This is a genomic window from Shewanella sp. UCD-KL12 (assembly GCF_001957125.1).
Lineage (GTDB): Bacteria > Pseudomonadota > Gammaproteobacteria > Enterobacterales > Shewanellaceae > Shewanella.
The window spans coordinates 251,705-271,582 of the sequence record NZ_MPHJ01000003.1; the positions used below are offsets into that span (position 1 = coordinate 251,705).

Genomic DNA, 19,878 nt, shown 5'->3' on the forward strand with positions numbered 1-19,878 from the left:
GGCTACTCATAGCTAAGCAGTGCGAAAAAAGAGTATCAATTGAACTATACAAGAATTAATCAGCTTATAGGTAAAGCGCTACTTTACTACTCGGATGGCTTATATCGCCTGTCCGATACTGGCTTTGATAAAATTGAGCAAGGTGAGTCAAGTCATTTAAACAAGCTGTCTCATATAAACAAGCTATCTAGGGTATTAGTGGTTGCTAGGCATCACTATATCGAGCGTACTATCAGCTTACCGATCACCATTAAGCAAGATGTCAAAGCTGCTATCGAATTTGAGATTGAGGGCCTACAGCAGGAGTTTCAACTCTTCTATAAGGTGGTGCATCAGTCAGAGGGCAAAACTCGCGTCGCTATTTGGCAAGTGCCTAAGGCTATTATCCCTAAAGGGATCGCTCTGGTTATTCCTGAGTCATATCTGCTTGCCGGTTTATTAGCGCCTAATCAGATTTTGCGTTATCTGAGTACTGATGGCCGTCCAGTACTGTTAACCAATACCTTGACTCACCTGTTCTCTAGCGCGAGTGCGAACCAGACTTTGCCAATTTTTACTCAGGCTGCTGGCGTGAGTATCTCTGAACCTCTTGAGTTCTCCTCTGATGATTTAGCAAAGCAGTTAATACAAGGTGTGTTTAGCCGAGGTCAAGCGCTATTTACAGGCTTTTGGTGTCGCTCTGAGCGGGTTAAACGTGACTGGCAAGCACTACTAAAGCCATTGCTACTGCCTGCAATCGTTTGTGCTTCAGTATACTTAGCCCTGAGTACAGCCTATGTGTCGTTTCAATATAATCGTGCTGAGTCGAAAATCGATGAGCAAGCGGATTCTATAAATGCCGTGTTACGTCTGCAGAGCCAAATTGCCCAACGTACTCAAGAGCTAGCTCAATTTGAAAATATTAATGAAGTGCAGCCCCCCTTGTGGCGAGTGTGGCAAATTTTTGCGCCATTTTATGCGCAAGAGGTAACAGTTAAATTTATCCGCTATAACAACGAGCAGGTTTACTTCAGTGCTGAGGCTGAGTCTGCCTCAAATATATTAGAGTCCATGTTAGATAACCCTATGGTACTTGACCCAGAATTCACGACGGCAGTAAAAAAGCAGCGTAATGATAAAGAGAGCTTTATTATCCGTTTCTCACTTGCACCCTATGATGCTAGTCAAGATGAGCATACATCTGAAACTATCGCGACACAGAATACAGCAAACAGTGTGACAGATAATATGAAACAAGCTGCGCAAGAAAGCAGCGGCTCAGGTGCTAAGGAGCAAGTGTTATGAACAATAAACCCTTGCTACTGAGCCTACTGGCCGTGTTATTTGTACTGAGATTTGTCGTTGTCCCCATATTTGATTGGCAAAACGCGACTATAGAGGAGACCAACAGTTTACAAAATAAGCTCGATAAGTCTGCCGCCTATATTGATGACCTGCCTAAGCTGCGGGCTTTTGGTGATGAGTTAACCGCTGCGTTAGCCGCACGTCATCAAGCCAGTGAAACTTACAATGATATCGGCCGCTATCAAATTGCTAAACAACGTCAATTTGAGCAGATGTTTACCGCAAATAATATTGAAATTAGAAGCAGTAACTGGCTCGATCCTATCGCGACTGCAAAAGGGGTGACATTGCAGTTAAGGTTACAGTTTTCTGGGCAGGTGAACCAGTTTATTCAACTGCACACTCAAATTGCGGCTTTAGGTGATAGTGTTCATGTGACAAACCTAAGTCTCACCATGAGCGGGCAGACACCTGAGTCTTTAGGGACATTTAGCGGCAATGCCATCATTCGATTCATGCCATTGGAGAGCCCTGATGCCGTCAACTAATGTTTATAATCTACCAGGCTCCTTAGCGAACTTTACTGACAAGCAAGTGGCTTGGTTGTCAATGGGGCTGCTTTTTTTACTTATTTTAATGTGGGACGGTGCAAGTCGCTTATATGTTGGCAGTGATGACGTGTCGAGTCAAAATGAGACTCAAGCTATTCTTAATGCCGACAATACACTACTGGATCAGCAGGTGCTAGCTAAGGTCAATCAACTCTATGCCAACTATGATCTACCTGAGCCTGAACAAGAAATTGATAACACCAATGTAGTTAATAAGCCAAAGCCTGGCATGTCAGAGGCTGAACAGTTAGCCCAGCAGGGCCGTTTAGATAAACTATTTATCGATGACAATGAATATCGCTTATCAGGTATCTTCTGGGATAAGCAGTATTTTGCCGTACTAATTAAAACTGATGTTAAAACCAGTGAATCTGAAGAGCTCCGTGTCGCTCAACAGCAGATGATGGGCAGTTATACTATCCAAACAATCAGCCAAGCGAGAATAGAATTTGTTAATGGCGAGCGGACTATCATACTCAGCATGTTCGACTAACTCGATGATTAATTACGCTAGGTGTCAACTCTGAAGAGAGTCGCCAGTTAAATCAGTAGATGAAAAGAATTAAAATGATGAAAGTAGATAACATGATAAACAGCAGTAACATAAATACAGGTTCAGCACTTGTTTCAGGACCTGCTCCTGCATCTGAGCCCGCATTAGCTAGCAAGATTTTTACCCGCTCTGGCATAGCGTTAGCGCTGACGCTCTCTTTGAGTAACTGTGCTATGACATCCGATTCAGTCACTGGGCTCGAAGCGACATCAAGCATCCCAGCAGCGGGTGAGCAGTATAAGGTGACTCCCTCCTACCTTGAATCTGATGGAGCTAGTAGTGCTACAAAAGATACTAGCTCTGGAGAAACCGCTAAGGGTGGCCAATCTAATAACCAAGAGTCGGCTGACGGCGCTGCCAGCTCAGTCGCTGAGTTGTTGGAGGAGGATAAAAAGAAAGGCACAGATATTCAAAAACTCAGTGCCTTGCCAAGAGATGAGGTCAATGTCAGTAACAATCAAGCTGGCCAGCAGTTCAGTGATGTAAAATCACTGTCGGTAGCCGTTGATGATATGAGCATGAAGTCATTTCTCAATTACGTTTTTGGTGAGCAGTTAGCTATTGATTATGTCATAGGTAAAGATGTGCCTAATGACAAGATGACGCTGAATGTCAGTAATAAGATCAGCCCCCGTCGATTATTTGAGATGACCCAGCAGGTACTTATGCAGCAGGGGGTGGGCATACGTTTTGCCGATGGTATCTACTATATCTACCAAGTGCCTAAAGGGCAGAAATCTGCCATGGTGATGGGCTTTGGCCGTGATGTAGCCTCAGTGCCTCAAAGTGCTGGCACCATCTTACAGGTAACACCACTTAAATATGGCGTGCGCGGTAATGTGCAGCGTACTTTAGGTAGCTTAATAGAAGCTCAGATCAGTGTTGACTTTGATCAGGGGGTGCTATTTATTCAAGGTGAGCGGGAGCAGATTGTACGTGGCCTCGAACTGATCCAGTTGCTCGATGTCCCCGCTAATCGAGGCAAGTATATCTCGCTTATCTCCCCTACTTACCTATCGGTTAAAGAGTTTGTTACCTCCATTACGCATCTTCTGAAAACCGAAGGGATTGATGTTGCTGAGCAGGGAAGAACCAGTGGTAGTGTGCTATTTGTGCCCTTGCCACAGCTAGGTGCGGTGACGGTATTTTCGGCAGAGCGTGACCTATTAAATAGGGTCGAATATTGGGTGCAGAAAATAGATAAACCTTCCATGGGCACCGAGCGTCAGTATCATATCTATACCCCAAGGTTTGCCAGAGCCTCTGATCTTGGTGAGAGTATCGCGCCGTTGATCAGTGGAGTCAGTTCTACGGGCAAGAAAAAGGAGAATCGATTAGATACCAGTAAAGATGGCCAAGACTCAGGTGTAATTGCGAATAACCCCAGTAAGCCTGCAAGCAGTGTCAGTAGTAATGAAAATATGACCCTTGTGGTCGATGAGCGATCGAACAGCTTGATATTCCACTCATCGGGCCGTGAATATCAGGCAATACTGCCCCTGGTGCGCCGTATGGACATACTGCCTAAGCAGGTCTTGTTGAATGTCACCATTGCCGAAGTTAAACTCACCGGTGAGTTTAAGCGAGGCTTTGAGTTTGCGCTCAGCAGCGGCAATTTCAGTGCATCAACCAAAGGAGCCATGGGGCTTAAAGATATCGGCGGTATCAGTCTCGGCTGGAAGAGTGGTGGCAATGAAGTGATTGCTAACTTTATCGATGAGAACTCCCAAGTCAATATTCTCTCAAAGCCCTCACTACTCGTGCGAGATGGTACTGAGGCTAGCATCAATGTGGGTGATAAAATCCCCGTTAGCAGCGGTAGCTCATCAAGTGGCAGTGGAGAAGTGGTTACCGAAAACATCAGTTACCGAGAGACCGGTATTAAGCTAACCGTTATGCCGACGGTCAATGCACAAGGGGTAGTCATTATGGAGATCAATCAAGATATCTCCAATCAGCTAGCTGGCCAGGTCGGTAAGGGCGATAACCCGATATTCTTCGAACGCTCCATCAAAACCGAAGTTGTCGCAGATTCTGGGCAAACTATCTTACTCGGTGGCTTGATCAGTGAAGATAGCTCAAACTCTAATACTGGTGTGCCTTGGCTTAAATCAATTCCGCTAATCGGTGCCCTGTTTGAATCTGAGGGCAAGAGTAATACTAAAACCGAGCTAGTGATCATGGTAACGCCAAAAATTGTTGAGCGTTCAAGTCAATGGAACAGCATACTTAATGACTTCCAGCGAGCACTGAACAATATCGATCTACAGCAACCGGTCGACGAGCAGCTATAAGCGGTCAGGTTTGAGTTGTAAACTAATAGCTATCAGCGGTAAGTTATAAACCGTAGGTCAAGAGTAAAAACAGATGAAAATTAGCCAACCATTAGGTTGGCTTTTTTGTGCTTAGAATATTCTGAAGCAGGGTTGCTCGTAACCTATGTTAGCTGCTAGTTTATAACAACTAACAAGCATACAGCTTTAGATTCCGTACAAGTTCGTGCCTCACTTTACGGAATGACAAACCCATCAAGTTCTACCTACACTGACATACTGAACTAAATAAAAGCGTCATACTGAACTAACCAAAAGTGTCATGCTGAGCTTGTTTCAGCATCCAGCTTTGAGTGTTGGCTTGTTGCTCGCAACTCGAAGCCCTAGCCGTTACATTTTCCTTGGTTTGTTGAAAGTGGGTTGGCTAATTGTTTCTCTTTATCAATAGTTATTTGGAAATGTTTGCTAAGTATTACCCAATCTGTGAGATAAGGCACAATGTAAGCCTCTTTATGAGTGATTAGTGGCTTTCCCCTTTCTGTTAAAGGTTAAAGCCATTAAAATACTAAGCATATGTATAGCAGTGGCTATTTTTATCCGCGAAGTACGAAGCTTGAAGTTCGAAGCTCGAAGCTCGAAACCCAAAACAAGCTCGTTTTTTTAGATTTAAGCTTAATTTGGTATTTACAAACTCGCGTTTGTGTTTTTTTTGTTCGCTTTCAGTGCATGTGGTCTATGTTTCTTGTTGACACAGTTAATATAATCACTAGAATTGAGGTCGGATGAAACTGCTAATGCTGAAATGTTATTTCTTGTACAGGAATCGTATTTGGTAATAGCATTCAGACTTTAAGTTAGTTGCGATTAAGTTAATTTGATAATTACTAGTCGTTATTAGATTAAGTGTCAGACTTTTATCAGCTTTCTTGCTTTGGTATGCCTAATTGAATTAGGAACCGAAAAAGCGTCAAAAGCTTGTTAGATGTCAATACATTTACGCTTTGAAAATGTTTAATGTTAACCGCTCGCACAGATATTGCTCATTAGTGACAATCTCAGTGCCAATTTTAATGTTAGCGCTTGAAAAGCTAAATAAAAGATAGTATTAATGTCTAGGTTTAAAAATCTAGCTGCACTAATACATCTGTATTGGTGCTTCTTTATGTCGACGTTATGTGTCCTTTATATTGAGTTTTCCTCGTATAAAGCGCCATAAGCAAGTTGCCCATAAGGAAGTGTGGCAAATCAGTTGATAGCTTTATAGTTGCAAGAAAGTAGTTGCTAGTTACTAGAAGCTAGCAAGTGAAAGTCGACAACTTAGTTACAACTAAATTTAAAAGTTAGCGTTAGGGTCTCATCTAACGTTAAATTTAACTTAGGATGCGTCCTTTTATAAATACTCCATATTAGGAGTAGGGCAATTCCGAATTTCATGAAATTGGAGATGGTATGAACAAGTTTTTTAAAATGTCTTTAGTAGCTGCTGCAGTTGCAGTAACTGGTACTGCTACTGCTGGTACATTTGCACCAGATGATGCAACTACACCTACTATGAACGAAAATGCAGTTGTTTACTCTACTGAAGGTGCTGCACAGCTTGCATCTACTGACCTTCAGGCTGGTCCTGTTGTTTCTTACACATTTGGCGCTGCTTACATCGTTGGTGATGAGCTAGAGCTTACTTTTGGTGGTGCTTACGACTCTAAGTCAGTGTTCCCTACAACAGTTATGGTTGACACTGCTCAGTTCGATAAAGTTTCTACTACTGCAACTACTGTTGTTTACCGTGTAGTTTCTGGTCTTGCTAATAGTGGTTCTACTTTCACTCTAGCACAAGAAAAATCAACAACTGCTGATCTTTCTGACAACACTAAGAACGGCCTAGTATTCACTCGTGCTCTTCTTCTAGATGCTCCACTTACAATCACAGCAGCTTCTACAACTAACAACGGTGCGTCTAACCACGATACTGACACTACTGTAGCTAACGCTGAAATCTTCGCTGCTAGCATCACACAGTTTGGCACAGCCGCTGTAACTAAGAAGTTCAATGCTGTAATTGATGATTCAACAGCTGGTGCATCGAAAGTATTCGTATCAGGTACTGAAGATACTTTCTCTTTCGATTACTCAGATCCTAAGACTATGCCTACTACAGCACTACTTGGTGCAGATGACGGTATTAACGATCTAACTGCTGCTGCTGATTCTGTTGCTCCAATCGCAACAATTCTTTCAACTCTAGCTACTGTTGATGTTGCTAAGTACACTTACGCTTCTGCTGCAGGTGGTGTAATCACTACTGCTGATAACGCTGGTGATGTTACTTTCACTGTAACTTACCCAACTGGCGCTACAGTAGCTGATGATACTATCACTATTGCTCCAAAGACTGGTGCTTCTGCTCCAACTATGGTTGCAACTACTTACAATGCTGCTATCGCTGCTAACGGTGCTACTGTCCTTGCTGCTGGTGCACTAAATGCTGGTCAGTGGACTGTAACTGGTTCTGAGACTGTAAACGTTCCTTACATGCCTTACGGTGAAGGTCTATCTCAGGTTATCTACGCACAAAACCTTTCAGCATCTGATGTTGAAGTTAGCGTAATCGCTACTGACGAAGCTGGTACTTCATACGACCTAGGTGTTGTTGCTACTGCTACTGCTTCTTCAGTAACTAAACTAGCTACTGGTATCAAGAATGGTCTTGCTGCTGAAGGTTTCACTAAAGGTAAAGTATCTTTAGCTGTTAAATTCCGTGGTAACGCAGACATCGCTTCTTCAACTGTACAGTTACACACTGGTTACAATGCTAACGCATCTGACCGTGGCTTTGTAACTAACTCTTCTAACGGTGCTGCTTTCTAAGTAACCCTTTAATAGAGTTTTATATCCGACTATCTTGAATAGTTAGATAAAAAGGTGAGCTTAGGCTCACCTTTTTTATGCTTGTTGTTTTTAATTGTTAAAGAGCATTAGCGCAGAACAGCTTTTACGCTTTGGTTAAGACTCTGTGTCTCATTCCTGTATCTCATAGCTTAAAACGCTAACAGCTTAGCTTAACTTTTCGGCTTAGCTTTTTGTAAAGCATCACGTCAGAAAAAACACTGCACTTCAAAAATAAAGCTCCAGCTAGTCAACCTGGTTACTCTCACTATTTTTTTACTTTTGCATTGTTCGACTCGGTTGCTCCCCAAGTCTTTTATAAAGAAAGTGCCAAGTACTAGAGCTTTATGTTTGTTAACTAGCAGTTTCGGCTTTTTACTCATAACTTGATACAATTGCTAATGGTGTCAAACTCTTTTTCAGCATTACCATTACGACTTCTAGCAGTAATCGAGCATATTAAGTTGTGGATAGCAATCGTAACAAGTTGGGGGAGATGATAGTAGCCAATGTGATTTTCTGCTATAAAGCTGTGGTAATAAAGGTGATTCGTTTTACTTATTTATCTCTCTTTATCTCTCTTTATCTCTCTTTTATGTCTATTTATGCGAGAATGACTCTTGATGTTATGAAGCCTATTAACCATTAACTTAGCCTGGTGATTCATTTTCTATGCTGTTAAAAATCGCACTCTTCTCCTTGCTTGCCTTCACATTGGTGAGCTTTAGTAAGCCTCTGGTACTAAAACGCCTGCTAACTGGGCTAGTGGCCCTGTTCTTACTGATGCAGTTGGTTGTGATTCAGTTAAAAGGCGACTTTGCGGCTTATATCGATTTTGAGGAGCTCTACTTCTCTACCGGTTTGCTGCAAGCTTTGTCACTGTTTGATTGGTTGATAGTCGCTAGTACCTTTTTTTTAATCCTTGTTGGCTCGCAACTATTTATCACTTATGTGATGGATGGGAGGCTTGATAGGCATACCGGGTGGTTAACTGATAGGCTTAAGCTCAGCACTAGCTCTAGCACTAAGCTCAAGTTAAGCCATCTTTTGCTGCTAATCTTAGCGTGTATCTCTTTTGCTAGTTCGGTGAGCCTATATCGCTATAGCTTTGTTTTAGTCAGAAATACACTTGATAACCTTACTCGCTATTCGACTCCCCATTTAGATCCCTATTCGACTTCTGATCTAAACACTTACGTGGACGCAAATGAGAAGATTAGTGACAGGCTAGGTGTTTCAGCTGAAGCTAGCAGTGAGTATGTGTTGTCTAGGCTGGGTGATACCCAATTTGGTGATGCCTACGCTATTATTGCTCATGCAGGTGGCGGGGTGCAGTTGGCTGATGACGCGAGTTATCTGTTCGACAAGTACACCAACTCAATGGGCGCAGTAGAGCATTCGATACGTGATGGTAAGAAACTGATTGAGATTGACTTTATTTCGACGTCCGACGGTGTATTGATAGGGGGTCATGACTGGCCGAGAGTTAAAGGGATTTTAGCATATCAAGGCATTACCGATAGAGGTCTACACGATGCTAAGCCATTATCTTTTGATGAGTTTGTAAAACTCAGAGAGAAGAGTAGCGTCAAGCCTGTAGACTTGCTTCAATTAAATCAACTTTTTAAGCAGTATACCGACCTTATTCTAGTGACTGATAAAACCCGTGACTATGGCCAGATTATCGATAAGTTTGATTTTACTGAGCGCTTGATAGTCGAATGCTTTAGCTTAGTGCAATGTCGACGGGCTAAGCGACATGGTGTTATCAATACGGCGCTGAATGCGCATATGCAAAATCGAGATCTGGTCAACTATCTGGTTAGGAATGAGATCATGATGGTGACCTATAGAGGTGTGAGCCCCGCAGACAAGCTTGCCTATGCTAACGCCGTGGCGCTCAATAAACAGGGGATAGTATCTTTGGTGTACACCTCAAAGGATGATATCGACTATATAAGGGCTAACATCGGCATTACCGCATCGGCCATATACAGTGATTATTTCAGCGTCGATAAACAAGTATTATTCACTCAGCCATAAACTAGTTTAGAACTTGCAGCTTAAAGCTAACAGCTTACAGCTAACAGCTTATAGCTACTTATTAATCAATCAGTTGAACCCTAAAGCTGTCATCGAATACTTTCCCTGGTTGCAGGTTTGGATCGAACTTAGGGTTGATCACAGAGCGCCTGAAATCGATTTGGTCCGCAGTGACCCCAAGCCAGTCGGCAAAGGTGTGTGGGAAGTCAGAGAGGTAATAGCGCGCAGTGATCGCTTTTTGCTCCGCTGACATTAAGGGCTTTTGGGAGATAAACAGTAGCGGGACCTCTAATGCCTGCCTTGAGAAGAGCTTGCCACTGCCATGACTTAAGTAAGGTGAGCGTTTAATTTCTACTAACCCGTGATCAGAGAAGTAGAGCATCTTATAACTTAAGTTTGAATCATCGAGCTGTGTTTTTAGTTCAGTGATTAAATGGTAGGTATTGAGAATGCTGTTGTCGTAGCACTCCTCTGCTGTATCAAGCTCTTTAGGTTCTAGCCTTAATGGCATCCCCTCTATACGGTCGCAAAAGTCATTGTGTGAGCCCATAGTGTGCAAAAATACCAACTTGCTACTGATTTGCTTAGTTTGTTGCTCGTTAGCATGAGCACCGTTCAGAATGTTACTGTCATCTAAATGAGTCTCTTTAAGGATTAGCGCTAGCTCTTTAGTAAATACCATGTCGCTCCGGGCGAGTTCATAGTTTGAGTTTAAGAACTTTTGTGTATCGGTATGCTTGGCAATAGCAGTGATCGGTGTATCGTGATTGCCAACAACCCCTTGGTTGGATATCCAATATGTTTTTGAGCCAGATTGTTTGGCTAGGTCAATAATGTTCAAGCCATGATCTATAGTATCTACATCATTAACGTAGAAGCTTCTAGGGATTGAGGTGCGGGTTACCACCGAAGCCGAAAGTGGATCTGTGACTAAGGTGATATGATCTGTATCAGCTAAGGCATCGCTGGTATCTCTATGATAACCATACAGCTTAAATCTATCTCGGTTGGCGGATTCACCAATAATCACCACATAAATATCTTTTGCTGGGGTTAATCGTTTGATGCCTGACCAACGGCTCTCTGCTTGGGTTGTTTCCAAGGCATTGAGTGAGCGGTATTCATAAAGAGAGGCAAGCATCAGGGTGTTGGCGTTAGCTGAAAACAGGTTGATGATTAGCTCTTCGCCATCGGCTCGGTAGCTTGACTCTGAAATTCTGGTCCCTTTAATACCGTGTGACTTTACCTCTGTGGCTGCGACAACCGCAATACATAGACACAAGAGCATCATGTAAGGCATTAATTTTGTCTTGTTATCTACTTTTGTATTGTTTTCTATTTTAATTGTGAAAACAAATAACAAGAGACTCATGGCTGATGTGATAAACACCAGTGTGCCATCCAAGCTGGCAAGGTGTGCCAATGCTTCTTGGTTATTGGACTCTAATACTGATGCGAACATACCCGATGTAAAACGGCCATACATGAGTGCTACGTAAAACAAAATGGCGAAATTGACACTGAAAGCTGCTGCTAATAGATACCTTGATTTTCTATTGTTTATTACCGACATGATGATTAAAAGCGTCAGTCCGCTGATGACTGCTTTAACTAATGCGCCAATAATAGAAACAAAGCTAAAGCTGAACAGTGAAAAGAAAAATAGACTAGAAAAACACAGTGTAATGAGGCTGAAGAGGACTTTGTTTTTCATAAAGGTAGGGCGCTCACTTGAGTTAAAAACTAACAAGGATTATCAATGCAGTTGCAGTTACAGGCACTGTGCCCGTTTTTTATTTTGAGATGAGTACTGCTGGGCTCAGGTATTTTTTCTCTGAGGGAGTATATCTTACTCAAATTAGTGCACAAGGCTATTTTCGGTCATAGCGCCCCGCAATCTGGTGTAAAAGTTTGCATATGGCGGTTAACATTGTTTGTTTTGTGTTCTATAATGATTTCTGCTTTTATAGCCTTGGCTTTCATACCTATATACACAATTAAGCCTACAAAAGCTGAACATATCGCTCATCCAATAGCGAGTAAAATAAGTTGAAATGGAAGTAACTTATTAGCAATTTCATGAATCGCCTCTGATATCAGGGGCTTTTTTTTGTCTGATATTTATTGATTTTGTTTTCCCTTTTCTGGGCTAAAAGCTGCAGAGCCCAAGTTAGGTAAGCATTTGGTTTTTATCTAGCTAAGGTTTACAATCGAGTCTGATAATTGCCAATCTAGATATTTATGCCTCTCAGCTTCTTACACACTCTTATAAAAAAAGTGCAGCAATCTAACGCATTAAAGAACGCCAGTTGGCTACTTATAGAAAAGGGGCTGCTGCTCGGTAGTGGTTTTATCTTTACAATCTTTTTGACCCGCTACTGGACTGTATCTGAGCTGGGGCAGTATCAATACATACTGGCGTTAATCGGACTCTTATTGCCTTTTTCAAACTTAGGTCTGAACTCTTTGGTTAGTAAAGAGCTTGTGCTTAGGGAAGGTGATACAGATAAGATATTAGGTACGGCTATATTGCTGCGTTTAATCGGGGCAATGCTTGGGGGCCTTGTTTATGCTGTGTTGGCGCTCTGGTTAGTGCCTATAGAGCTACAATCACTATTTTGGGTTTTATTACTGGCCCAGCTCACCCATGCTTTTGGCGTATTCGATTATTATTTCGAGGCCAAAGTTCAATCTAAAGTATCAGCAGTAATTAGGACCTGTGTTGGTCTTAGCTTTATGTTGATAAAGCTGTTTTTTGTGGTTAACGGTATGGGGATTACTAGTATTCTACTCATTACTGCTATCGAGTGGCTAGTGCTCGGTGTTATGTGGTTTATTGTTTATCAGCTATACCATCAAAGGGTTAGACATTTAACATGGTGTTCTACTCAAGCTAGGCATTATTTATGCCGATGTGTCTGGCTTATTTTATCGAGTATTGCTGCTGTAATTTATCTGAAAATAGATCAAGTGATGCTGGGTAATATGGACTCCAATGAGGCGGTTGCCTTTTATAGTTTAGCCAGTCGTTTATCTGAAGTCTGGTATCTAGTTCCTGGTATTATTGTCGCTTCGTTTTACCCTGCTTTGATCCGGTCAAAAGCGAAGGCTAAGTGCTATAAAAACCAATTACAATCCTTATGTACTTATTTATGCTGGGGGGCTGTGATTATTGCAGTGGTGATGACATTGATTGCTCCGCCTCTTGTTCCTTGGCTGTTTGGCGAGCAGTACAGCAGTGTTATTATGATATTGCAAATACATATTTGGGCCAGTGTGTTCATTTTTATGCGGGCGCTGTTTAGTAAGTGGATCTTGATTGAAGATATTCCAAAGTATTCATTATTGACCCATGCCAGTGGCGCTGTGATTAATATTATTTTAAACCTTTGGTTAATCCCTCAATGGGGCGCGATAGGTGCAGCATGGGCAACTTTGGTATCTTATGCAGTCGCTTCTTACATCGTACTTTTTTGCTTTGTTCAGACCCGTCCTATGGCTTTTGTGATGACTAAGGCGCTACTCGCACCGTTACGGTATGTTTATCATGTTAAGCAGTCACCTCTTTGATTTAATGCCTTAACAATAATGCCTGTCAGTAAATTGAGTTTCGATTGTATTTAGTTACTCTCTCTAGCTTAACTCTACTGTCATATTGCTGTGTTGCAGTGGTATTTTGGTTATGATTGGCGTAAGATTTCGCTCAATATTTCTGAATATTTGTTACCCATGAAAAGTCTTGCCCGTGCAATCCTTCCATCTAATTTTAAAACCGTGATCAGACACAATATGGCGAAATTTGATTTAGCCATGAGTCGATGTTTTAGCAATAAGTTTTTACGCGCTAGAGCTTCTTGGTTCTACAGCTGTTTTAATAGCCAATTTGGCCGAGAACAACGAGCGGTATTAGCGGGTCGCAATGCCTATGATCAGCAGCAAGGCATCGGGCAACAGTCAAGCGCGCTTTTAAGGCGTAATACCCACAGGATAGAGAAGGGGTTGAGTATGTCGCCTCGTCGTGCGGTTTTCGCTCAAGATTATATTGTTGAAACGGTTGCTTGCTTTAACCAGTGCATTGAATGCGAGCAGCTATGTACAGATGAGTTAAACTGGGCGCATGATGTCTTACATCATTACTTCGAGACGGTTGAGCAAACAGTGATAGTGACTCAAGCCCAATTAAGTTTTGAAGCTGCCAAGTCGAAGTACTCAGCGAGGTTCGGGGACGCAGATAGTGGCTCGGATGTGACTGAAGCAATTAAAATACCATATCAAAAGCATGAGTTACAAAGCAGTGAGGTTACTGCAGAGCAATTTCATGGCCTTTGCCAGCAACGACGCTCAGTTCGCTGGTTTACCTCTGAGTCAGTACCTGACAAACTGCTTAATCAGGCAATAGAGACAGCTTCATTAGCGCCCAGTGCGTGTAACCGCCAGCCGTTTCAGTTTTACGTCGCTAATGAACAAAGTATGGCGACTAAAGTGGCTAAACTGGCCGGAGGCACTGTGGGATTTGCTGATAATATTCCTTGTACCTTAGTGGTTGTGGGGGACTTAAGCGCTTATGCCTTAGAGCGAGATCGTCATGTGATCTATTTAGATGGTGCCCTTGCATCAATGCAGTTGATGCTGGCCCTAGAGACCTTAGGTTTAAGCACTTGCCCCATTAATTGGCCAGATATTGAGGTACCTGAGCAGAAAATGGCTAAACTGCTTAAACTTGAGGCGCATCAAAGGCCCGTTATGCTTATCGCCGTTGGCTACGCCAAAGACAGTGGTATGATCCCTTACTCACAGAAAAAAACGGTAACCGTTTTGCGCAAAGATATTGAGTAAAAGCCCGTGTAGATTAATTTTTTCTGTATATCTTCTGATGCAGTCGACGTACGAATTTGAAATTTGATGAGAGAAAGTACCTTAGTTTACTTTTCATATGTCCAGAACCTAGCTGTTTTAAAACTTCTAAGATTGTTAATGGCTTTCTTAGTCTTCTTATTTGCATAAACCTTTGATTTGCTAGATTGGCTTTGGTCATTAGGTGTTTATGTTTGTTGTTAAACTGGGTATAACCGACGGTGCCATTTGAGCTGTGGATCATGCGTTCTGACGAGCCATTGTCGTTGATAATATAGCTGGGGATATTTATACGACGAGCTTCACCATATTCAATAATCAGTCGGGTCCAGAGGTCATAGTCCTGACATGAAACAAAGCTAGTATCAAAACCACCTATCGCGAGCACACGTTCGCGTTTAACTAAGATCTGATTAGTCGCTTCATTGTAACTGAGCTGCTGTTCTAGATTGATGGTGCAGTCGATACTGTCAATGATACGCTGGCGCTTGCCAAAGTCCCAAATACAACTGCTACAAATAAAAGCATAGTCATCACTGTAACCATTAACTAGTGAGGAAATTCTATTTGGTAGGAAGAGGTCATCATCATCTAAGCCTGTCACAAATTCACCAGATGCATGTGTTATTGCCCAGTTTCTTGCGGCGCAAGCCCCTAGACTTTCTTCAAATCGAAACACCTTAACATTTTGATGCTGCTGTGCGAGCTTCTCGAGCCACGCTTGGGTACCATCTGACGAACCGTCGTCAACTATGACGAGCTCTATATTGGGATAGTCTTGTGAGAATACTGAATTAATAGCGACTTCAAGTAATTCTTTACGGTTTTTGGTTGGCATATAGACGCTAACCAAAGGTTGTGTTGTTACTGTATTCACAGAGTTGAGTCTTCTAGTTGGATTAAGTCTTCAATTTTTGCCCACATCTGTTCAACTTTCTGCTTATGGTCTTGGCCTTTATCGCTTAATACTTTAGCCGTGTCATAGTAAAACTGTTCATCATTGAGAAGCTTAGTTAAGTGTTCAGCTGCAGTGTCTTTATCTTGGCTTTTGTATAGCTGAGCCTGTGCATTATAGTCGCTAAGCAGGTGGCGATACTTATGGCTCCAGCCAGTCGCTATTATAGGGATCCCATTCGATAGGGCGCTTACTAAGCCATGAAATCTAGAGCTGATGACTACTTTTGCACTGGCGATGACGGATTTTAATTCGGTGGCAGATTCAATATATAAGCACTGCACAGGCTGGCTTATCTTGGCCTGAATACTCTCAATTAAGGCGCTATCTCTGTGGCCATCGTGACTTAGTAGTACTACTTTATCGGTAATTGATAAAGCGGTGTCGACCTGATTGACGATAAACTCTAAATAATGAGATTGCTCAGTCTTATCGCCCTTAGTGAGCATTTTATTATTCGGAATAACACATACATAGTCTCTGTAGGCGAGACTAGTTTTATAGACTTCTGTTGTGACTAATGGCGTAAAATCCGGAGACAAGAACACATTGCCTTTGTCCGTTTTGTTAATCAGATAGGAATAAGAGTCTGGATCTCTGGCGAATATTAGATCTACCTTACTACAGATATCTTTAACCAATTGCCCATGGCCAGTCAGCTCAAAAGGACCGAAAGCTTGTGGAAAGAGGACTATTTTTTTGCCCTGTTTGTGCCATTTCTCAACATTCTTAGCCAGACGCTGCGTGTTTTTTAGTCCCCATTGATCGCCATAGGCAAAACCGGATGCGTCGAAAACTATATCAACCTGTGATTCATTGAGTAGTCCAAAGAAGCGCCTAAATTTCCATGGCAACATTGCTAAAGGTTGAGCAAAGTTAAAACCAAAACGATCAATATACGACTTTTGCCACAACTGATATTGAGCGCGGTAATGATAGTCATTCTTAGGCGTCATACACCAGCGAATAGCGTGTTGTTGCATATATTGCTTGATAGCTATTAGCATCAGCTCCGCGCCCTTATTGGGAAAACCAATGCCGCAGATTTCAATTGTTGTTGGTTGTTTTTTCATTACTCATTAACTCATTGTTTGTCAGGGAAGCTGCTCAAGTTCGACTAGACTCGTCACGTTCCCATACAGGTATGTTTCCGGTTATCAATTGCCATTTGGCGCGTAGTAACACTATCAATTTAATGCTGCTAAAAATGGTTAGCGACAGTAAGCCAGGTTTATTACTATCACCATGATTGATTAAAGGTACTGAAGATTGATCTTTTAGATATGCAATTTTTGCGAGTTGTAGGTTGCCGATTTTTACCCGAGTGAGTGCTTTTAAGAGACTAGTTACATTCAATGGACAGACAAACTCAAACTGACATTCATCTACAACCAGTTTTTCTGATTGAATAAATTGACGCCTGATGTAGTCGTCATCAGCAATAATCTTAGGTAACTTTCCTAATCGCGCAATTGCTTCAGAAGATAGTGCAATTACATTGGAGATGCGTAGGAAACGGTTGTAGTTTGATTGAGAGGCTACTCGGTAGTAGTGACTTACCCAAAAGTTACTGCGTTGATAGTTAAAGGCCACTTTAGGCGAAGCGACCAATGCATTATTTTGCAGCATCTTACTGTGTAGCGTGTGAAGGTCTTTACCGCTAATCAAGATATCGGCATCTAACAACACTCTAGCTTGATAGCTTGAGTGTTCAATGCCTAAATTGATGGCATTTGTTTTAGATGCTACTGGGGTATCTATGATTGTCAGTACAACTTCACGTGTTTCTAATCGTGATCTGTTATCAATTTTATAGTTTTCAACTACCTCTACTGTATTGTCATAGCAAGCATTAGTAACGACTAAGATCTCGGAGTTACAGATAAATTCATCGAATAGAATAGATTCAAGTGTTGGTATTATAACTTTAGATTCGTTGTACGCGGGGATGATGATACTGAACATTTTGATTTACCGAGAATGCTAATCAACCTTTCGATAGCTGCATAGATGGAGGCCAATATTTCTGAGGCATAGACTAACAGGTTTACTGTTTCATTAGAATTTCTTTTGTTGAGTAGTTTGATATTGTAGCTTTAAAACCTTGCTGTGAATCTTTTCAAAAATTGCTTTCTATAAAAACCTTCACCTAATTGTAACCGATGTAAAAACTTGACGGTGCTATATATGCGAGTGTCAAGTTGGGCGGGTGTGTATACACTTGTTTTTGTTGGTTTCCTCTCATTTCTCACAAAATCTGTCGATAAAATATGAGTGAATTTGTTATGGATGTGTATTTTTGCGATTAATGCTTATACAAAAATAACCATGAAATGCCTTTTTAGCTAGAAATAGCTGTTTTACTCGCCTTTTACCTATAGGGGTGGTGGTTAAGTTTGGGGGTTTACATTACAATGTCGTGTTTATTTTTGCGCTCTGGTGCACTTTCAATATCGAGAGATAGGTACAGTAGTCAGTATGTCCGAAAAAGTAATTTTGGTGATTTATGGTCGTGGCGGTCATCAAGAGCAAATGCGCCGTTTATTGATCCAGCTAAGGAAAGCTTCTCCTGATATGAAGTTTGTCTCGATTGCAGATGTGCCCGATAAGTTAGGTTCGCTAAAGCATTTAGAGTGCCCTGAACCGAGAGATAAGTTTGCTAAGTGGGGCTCTCCTTTTAAACTTTGTTATGCGGCTAGCGTGAGTTTAGTTCAATGCTTTCGTTTGACTAAACAGTTTAATATATCGGGTATTGTATCAACGGGACCAGGTATGGCCGTTTTACCCTCAATTTTCTTCAGACTGTTAGGCAAACATGTTGTTTATATTGAGTCTTGGTCGAGGTTCTTTACAGGGTCGTTGACTGGACACGTAATGTACAGAGTGTCTCACAGCTTTTATGTACAAAATCGTAGTATGAGTAAAGTATTCCCGAAAGCTGAATATGCAGGGCGGTTATGAATATTTTTGTTACTGTTGGCCATACTCGCTTTGACTCTCTTTTTAAGCAGATTGATGAAATAAGTCGCACTGAATGGCATTTTGTCTCTCAGATGTCAGACGGTAGCTATATTCCAAAAACGGGTGAGCACTTTAGCTACTCTTCAAATATTCAAACTCATTATGAAAACGCTGATGTGGTGATTACTCATGCCGGCGCCGGTAGTGTTTTTACTTTATTAGAGATGGGTAAACCAACCATAGTGATAGCCAATATTGATAGGGTAGATACTCATCAAGAAGATCTATTACGATTTGTCGAAACTAGTGAGTTTGCACAAGTTTGCCGAAATTTATCGACACTAGAGGCGTTGCTGAATAATGTGTCGAAATTTGAAGCCAAACCTTACTGCAGTGAGCCATTTTTTGCTGCAAATGAAATTGCAGAAAGATTAAAACTGATTGATTAAAGCTATATTTAATTTTTAGCTATATTAATAACTTAGGTAATATTGATGTCTAGTGAAATTGAACAACTGAATTCAAATACAGAAGTGGTCTCTTTTAGAGCTATGTTTGCCATGTTGTGGCGTACTAAATGGTTCATCATAATTTTTACAGCCTTAGTTTCAATGATCACAGTTAACTATGCTCTGAGTTTACCTAATGTGTACAGGGCGTCCGCAATCTATTTACCCAAAAGTGCAGACGATGCTGGCGGACTCTCTCAAATCGCTGGTCAATTTGGCGGATTAGCCAGTATGGCTGGCATTAACTTAGGCGGGGGCGGAGCAGATAAAACAGCTGCTGCGTTGGAGTTTATGCGCTCTCGAGCTTTCTTGCAGGCATTTATCGAGAAGCGTGACTTATATGTACCGCTATTGGCGGCTGAAAGCTGGGACCCTGTGAGTAGAAAGTTAAATATCATACCTGAACTGTATGATGAAGCTAATCAAAAGTGGGTACGAGGAGCGCCTCCAGGTTTCAATGTTGTTCCCACCGCTTGGGAAGCCTATGCAGCATTAAGCAGCATGATCACTGTGACGGAACAATCTAAGAAAGGTTTTATTAAGATTGATCTTGAGTATTACTCGCCTGAACTTGCGGCTTTATGGCTTGGTTGGTTAGTAGAAGATCTGAATGCTTACTGGAAAGAAAGAGAGCATGAACAGACTCAAAAAAGCATCGCATTTCTAACAAAGCAGGCTGAAAATGCTCAACTTTCTGAGCTAAGAACAGTGTTTTACCAACTTATCGCCGAGCAAACAAAGACTACAATTCTTAATGAAGTGAGTGATGAAGTTTTATTTGAGACCATTGCTCCTATTGTTGTACCTGAACAGAAGAGTGCACCTTCTAGAGCCTTGTTATGCATAATCGGTTTCGTACTAGGTTTTGTATTGTCCTGTATTCTAGGGTTATTTTATTGCGCTATTCGACCTGTTTTAGTTTTCAAGTCTCATGATTAATCGTTAGTTG

General features: G+C 41.7%; 15 protein-coding genes. 11 read left to right on the forward strand and 4 right to left on the reverse strand.

The genetic code is table 11. The features are described from left to right. Positions 1-39: 39 nt before the first annotated feature. The 6 genes from BM736_RS08865 (at position 40) to BM736_RS08890 (ending at position 9,650) form a co-directional block, all read left to right on the forward strand. Positions 40-1,284, forward strand: a complete 1,245-nt coding sequence (locus BM736_RS08865; protein WP_076410999.1) for a hypothetical protein — start codon at positions 40-42, stop codon at positions 1,282-1,284. Beyond that, the gene (locus tag BM736_RS08870) at positions 1,281-1,832 is read left to right on the forward strand and encodes a hypothetical protein (protein WP_076411001.1); all 552 of its coding nucleotides are present in this window, start codon (positions 1,281-1,283) and stop codon (positions 1,830-1,832) included. Before BM736_RS08865 ends, BM736_RS08870 begins: the two co-directional genes overlap by 4 nt. Beyond that, positions 1,819-2,388: a hypothetical protein gene (locus BM736_RS08875; RefSeq protein ID WP_076411003.1), complete on the forward strand. Its 570-nt coding sequence runs from the start codon at positions 1,819-1,821 to the stop codon at positions 2,386-2,388. Before BM736_RS08870 ends, BM736_RS08875 begins: the two co-directional genes overlap by 14 nt. Before the next feature lie 74 nt (positions 2,389-2,462). Further along, positions 2,463-4,742: a secretin N-terminal domain-containing protein gene (locus BM736_RS08880; protein WP_076411005.1), complete on the forward strand. Its 2,280-nt coding sequence runs from the start codon at positions 2,463-2,465 to the stop codon at positions 4,740-4,742. Positions 4,743-6,170: 1,428 nt separating this feature from the next. Further along, positions 6,171-7,589 (forward strand): hypothetical protein, encoded by a 1,419-nt coding sequence (locus tag BM736_RS08885; RefSeq protein ID WP_076411007.1) that lies wholly within the window; start codon positions 6,171-6,173, stop codon positions 7,587-7,589. A gap of 690 nt (positions 7,590-8,279) precedes the next feature. Continuing rightward, positions 8,280-9,650, forward strand: a complete 1,371-nt coding sequence (locus BM736_RS08890) for a glycerophosphodiester phosphodiesterase family protein (protein WP_076411009.1) — start codon at positions 8,280-8,282, stop codon at positions 9,648-9,650. Between the two features lie 61 nt (positions 9,651-9,711). On the opposite strand, the gene BM736_RS08895 is transcribed toward BM736_RS08890, so the two are convergent. Then, complete coding sequence (locus tag BM736_RS08895; protein ID WP_143562366.1) at positions 9,712-11,364, reverse strand: phosphoethanolamine transferase; 1,653 nt, start codon at positions 11,362-11,364, stop codon at positions 9,712-9,714. 563 nt (positions 11,365-11,927) lie between these two features. Between BM736_RS08895 and BM736_RS08900 the strand changes: the two genes are divergently transcribed. Together BM736_RS08900 and BM736_RS08905 are read left to right on the forward strand one after the other, a co-directional pair. Next, positions 11,928-13,220 carry a flippase gene (locus BM736_RS08900; protein WP_179079028.1) on the forward strand — a complete coding sequence of 431 codons (1,293 nt, stop codon included), beginning with the start codon at positions 11,928-11,930 and terminating at the stop codon, positions 13,218-13,220. Between the two features lie 219 nt (positions 13,221-13,439). Next, positions 13,440-14,486, forward strand: a complete 1,047-nt coding sequence (locus BM736_RS08905) for a nitroreductase family protein (RefSeq protein ID WP_256717765.1) — start codon at positions 13,440-13,442, stop codon at positions 14,484-14,486. 13 nt (positions 14,487-14,499) lie between these two features. Here the strand turns inward: BM736_RS08905 and BM736_RS08910 are convergent, their stop codons facing one another. Genes BM736_RS08910 through BM736_RS08920 form a run of 3 tightly spaced genes read right to left on the reverse strand, consistent with a single transcriptional unit; the run spans position 14,500 to position 17,424 of the window. Further along, positions 14,500-15,381 carry a glycosyltransferase gene (locus BM736_RS08910; RefSeq protein WP_076411017.1) on the reverse strand — a complete coding sequence of 294 codons (882 nt, stop codon included), beginning with the start codon at positions 15,379-15,381 and terminating at the stop codon, positions 14,500-14,502. Next, complete coding sequence (locus tag BM736_RS08915; RefSeq protein ID WP_076411019.1) at positions 15,378-16,532, reverse strand: polysaccharide pyruvyl transferase family protein; 1,155 nt, start codon at positions 16,530-16,532, stop codon at positions 15,378-15,380. The genes BM736_RS08910 and BM736_RS08915 overlap by 4 nt, the downstream gene beginning before the upstream one ends. 34 nt (positions 16,533-16,566) lie before the next feature. After that, positions 16,567-17,424 carry a glycosyltransferase gene (locus tag BM736_RS08920; RefSeq protein WP_076411022.1) on the reverse strand — a complete coding sequence of 286 codons (858 nt, stop codon included), beginning with the start codon at positions 17,422-17,424 and terminating at the stop codon, positions 16,567-16,569. Positions 17,425-17,937: 513 nt separating this feature from the next. Here BM736_RS08920 and pssD point away from each other — a divergent pair. From pssD to BM736_RS08935, 3 genes are read left to right on the forward strand one after another with little or no spacing between them, the layout of a single operon-like run. Beyond that, positions 17,938-18,420 (forward strand): PssD/Cps14F family polysaccharide biosynthesis glycosyltransferase, encoded by a 483-nt coding sequence (gene pssD / locus BM736_RS08925; protein ID WP_076411023.1) that lies wholly within the window; start codon positions 17,938-17,940, stop codon positions 18,418-18,420. Next, complete coding sequence (gene pssE / locus BM736_RS08930; protein WP_076411025.1) at positions 18,417-18,869, forward strand: PssE/Cps14G family polysaccharide biosynthesis glycosyltransferase; 453 nt, start codon at positions 18,417-18,419, stop codon at positions 18,867-18,869. Before pssD ends, pssE begins: the two co-directional genes overlap by 4 nt. Before the next feature lie 45 nt (positions 18,870-18,914). Next, positions 18,915-19,868: a Wzz/FepE/Etk N-terminal domain-containing protein gene (locus BM736_RS08935; protein ID WP_076411027.1), complete on the forward strand. Its 954-nt coding sequence runs from the start codon at positions 18,915-18,917 to the stop codon at positions 19,866-19,868. Positions 19,869-19,878: the final 10 nt, after the last annotated feature.

Excerpts from the sequence above, each read along its gene's own strand:
- BM736_RS08880 (WP_076411005.1), top strand. The coding sequence starts at position 2,463 with ATGATGAAAGTAGATAACATGATAAACAGCAGTAACATAAATACAGGT.
- BM736_RS08870 (WP_076411001.1), top strand. The coding sequence starts at position 1,281 with ATGAACAATAAACCCTTGCTACTGAGCCTACTGGCCGTGTTATTTGTA.
- pssE (WP_076411025.1), top strand. The coding sequence starts at position 18,417 with ATGAATATTTTTGTTACTGTTGGCCATACTCGCTTTGACTCTCTTTTT.
- BM736_RS08895 (WP_143562366.1), bottom strand. The coding sequence starts at position 11,364 with ATGAAAAACAAAGTCCTCTTCAGCCTCATTACACTGTGTTTTTCTAGT.
- BM736_RS08890 (WP_076411009.1), top strand. The coding sequence starts at position 8,280 with ATGCTGTTAAAAATCGCACTCTTCTCCTTGCTTGCCTTCACATTGGTG.
- BM736_RS08875 (WP_076411003.1), top strand. The coding sequence starts at position 1,819 with ATGCCGTCAACTAATGTTTATAATCTACCAGGCTCCTTAGCGAACTTT.
- BM736_RS08935 (WP_076411027.1), top strand. The coding sequence starts at position 18,915 with ATGTCTAGTGAAATTGAACAACTGAATTCAAATACAGAAGTGGTCTCT.
- BM736_RS08920 (WP_076411022.1), bottom strand. The coding sequence starts at position 17,424 with ATGTTCAGTATCATCATCCCCGCGTACAACGAATCTAAAGTTATAATA.
- BM736_RS08905 (WP_256717765.1), top strand. The coding sequence starts at position 13,440 with ATGGCGAAATTTGATTTAGCCATGAGTCGATGTTTTAGCAATAAGTTT.
- BM736_RS08885 (WP_076411007.1), top strand. The coding sequence starts at position 6,171 with ATGAACAAGTTTTTTAAAATGTCTTTAGTAGCTGCTGCAGTTGCAGTA.
- pssD (WP_076411023.1), top strand. The coding sequence starts at position 17,938 with ATGTCCGAAAAAGTAATTTTGGTGATTTATGGTCGTGGCGGTCATCAA.
- BM736_RS08915 (WP_076411019.1), bottom strand. The coding sequence starts at position 16,532 with ATGAAAAAACAACCAACAACAATTGAAATCTGCGGCATTGGTTTTCCC.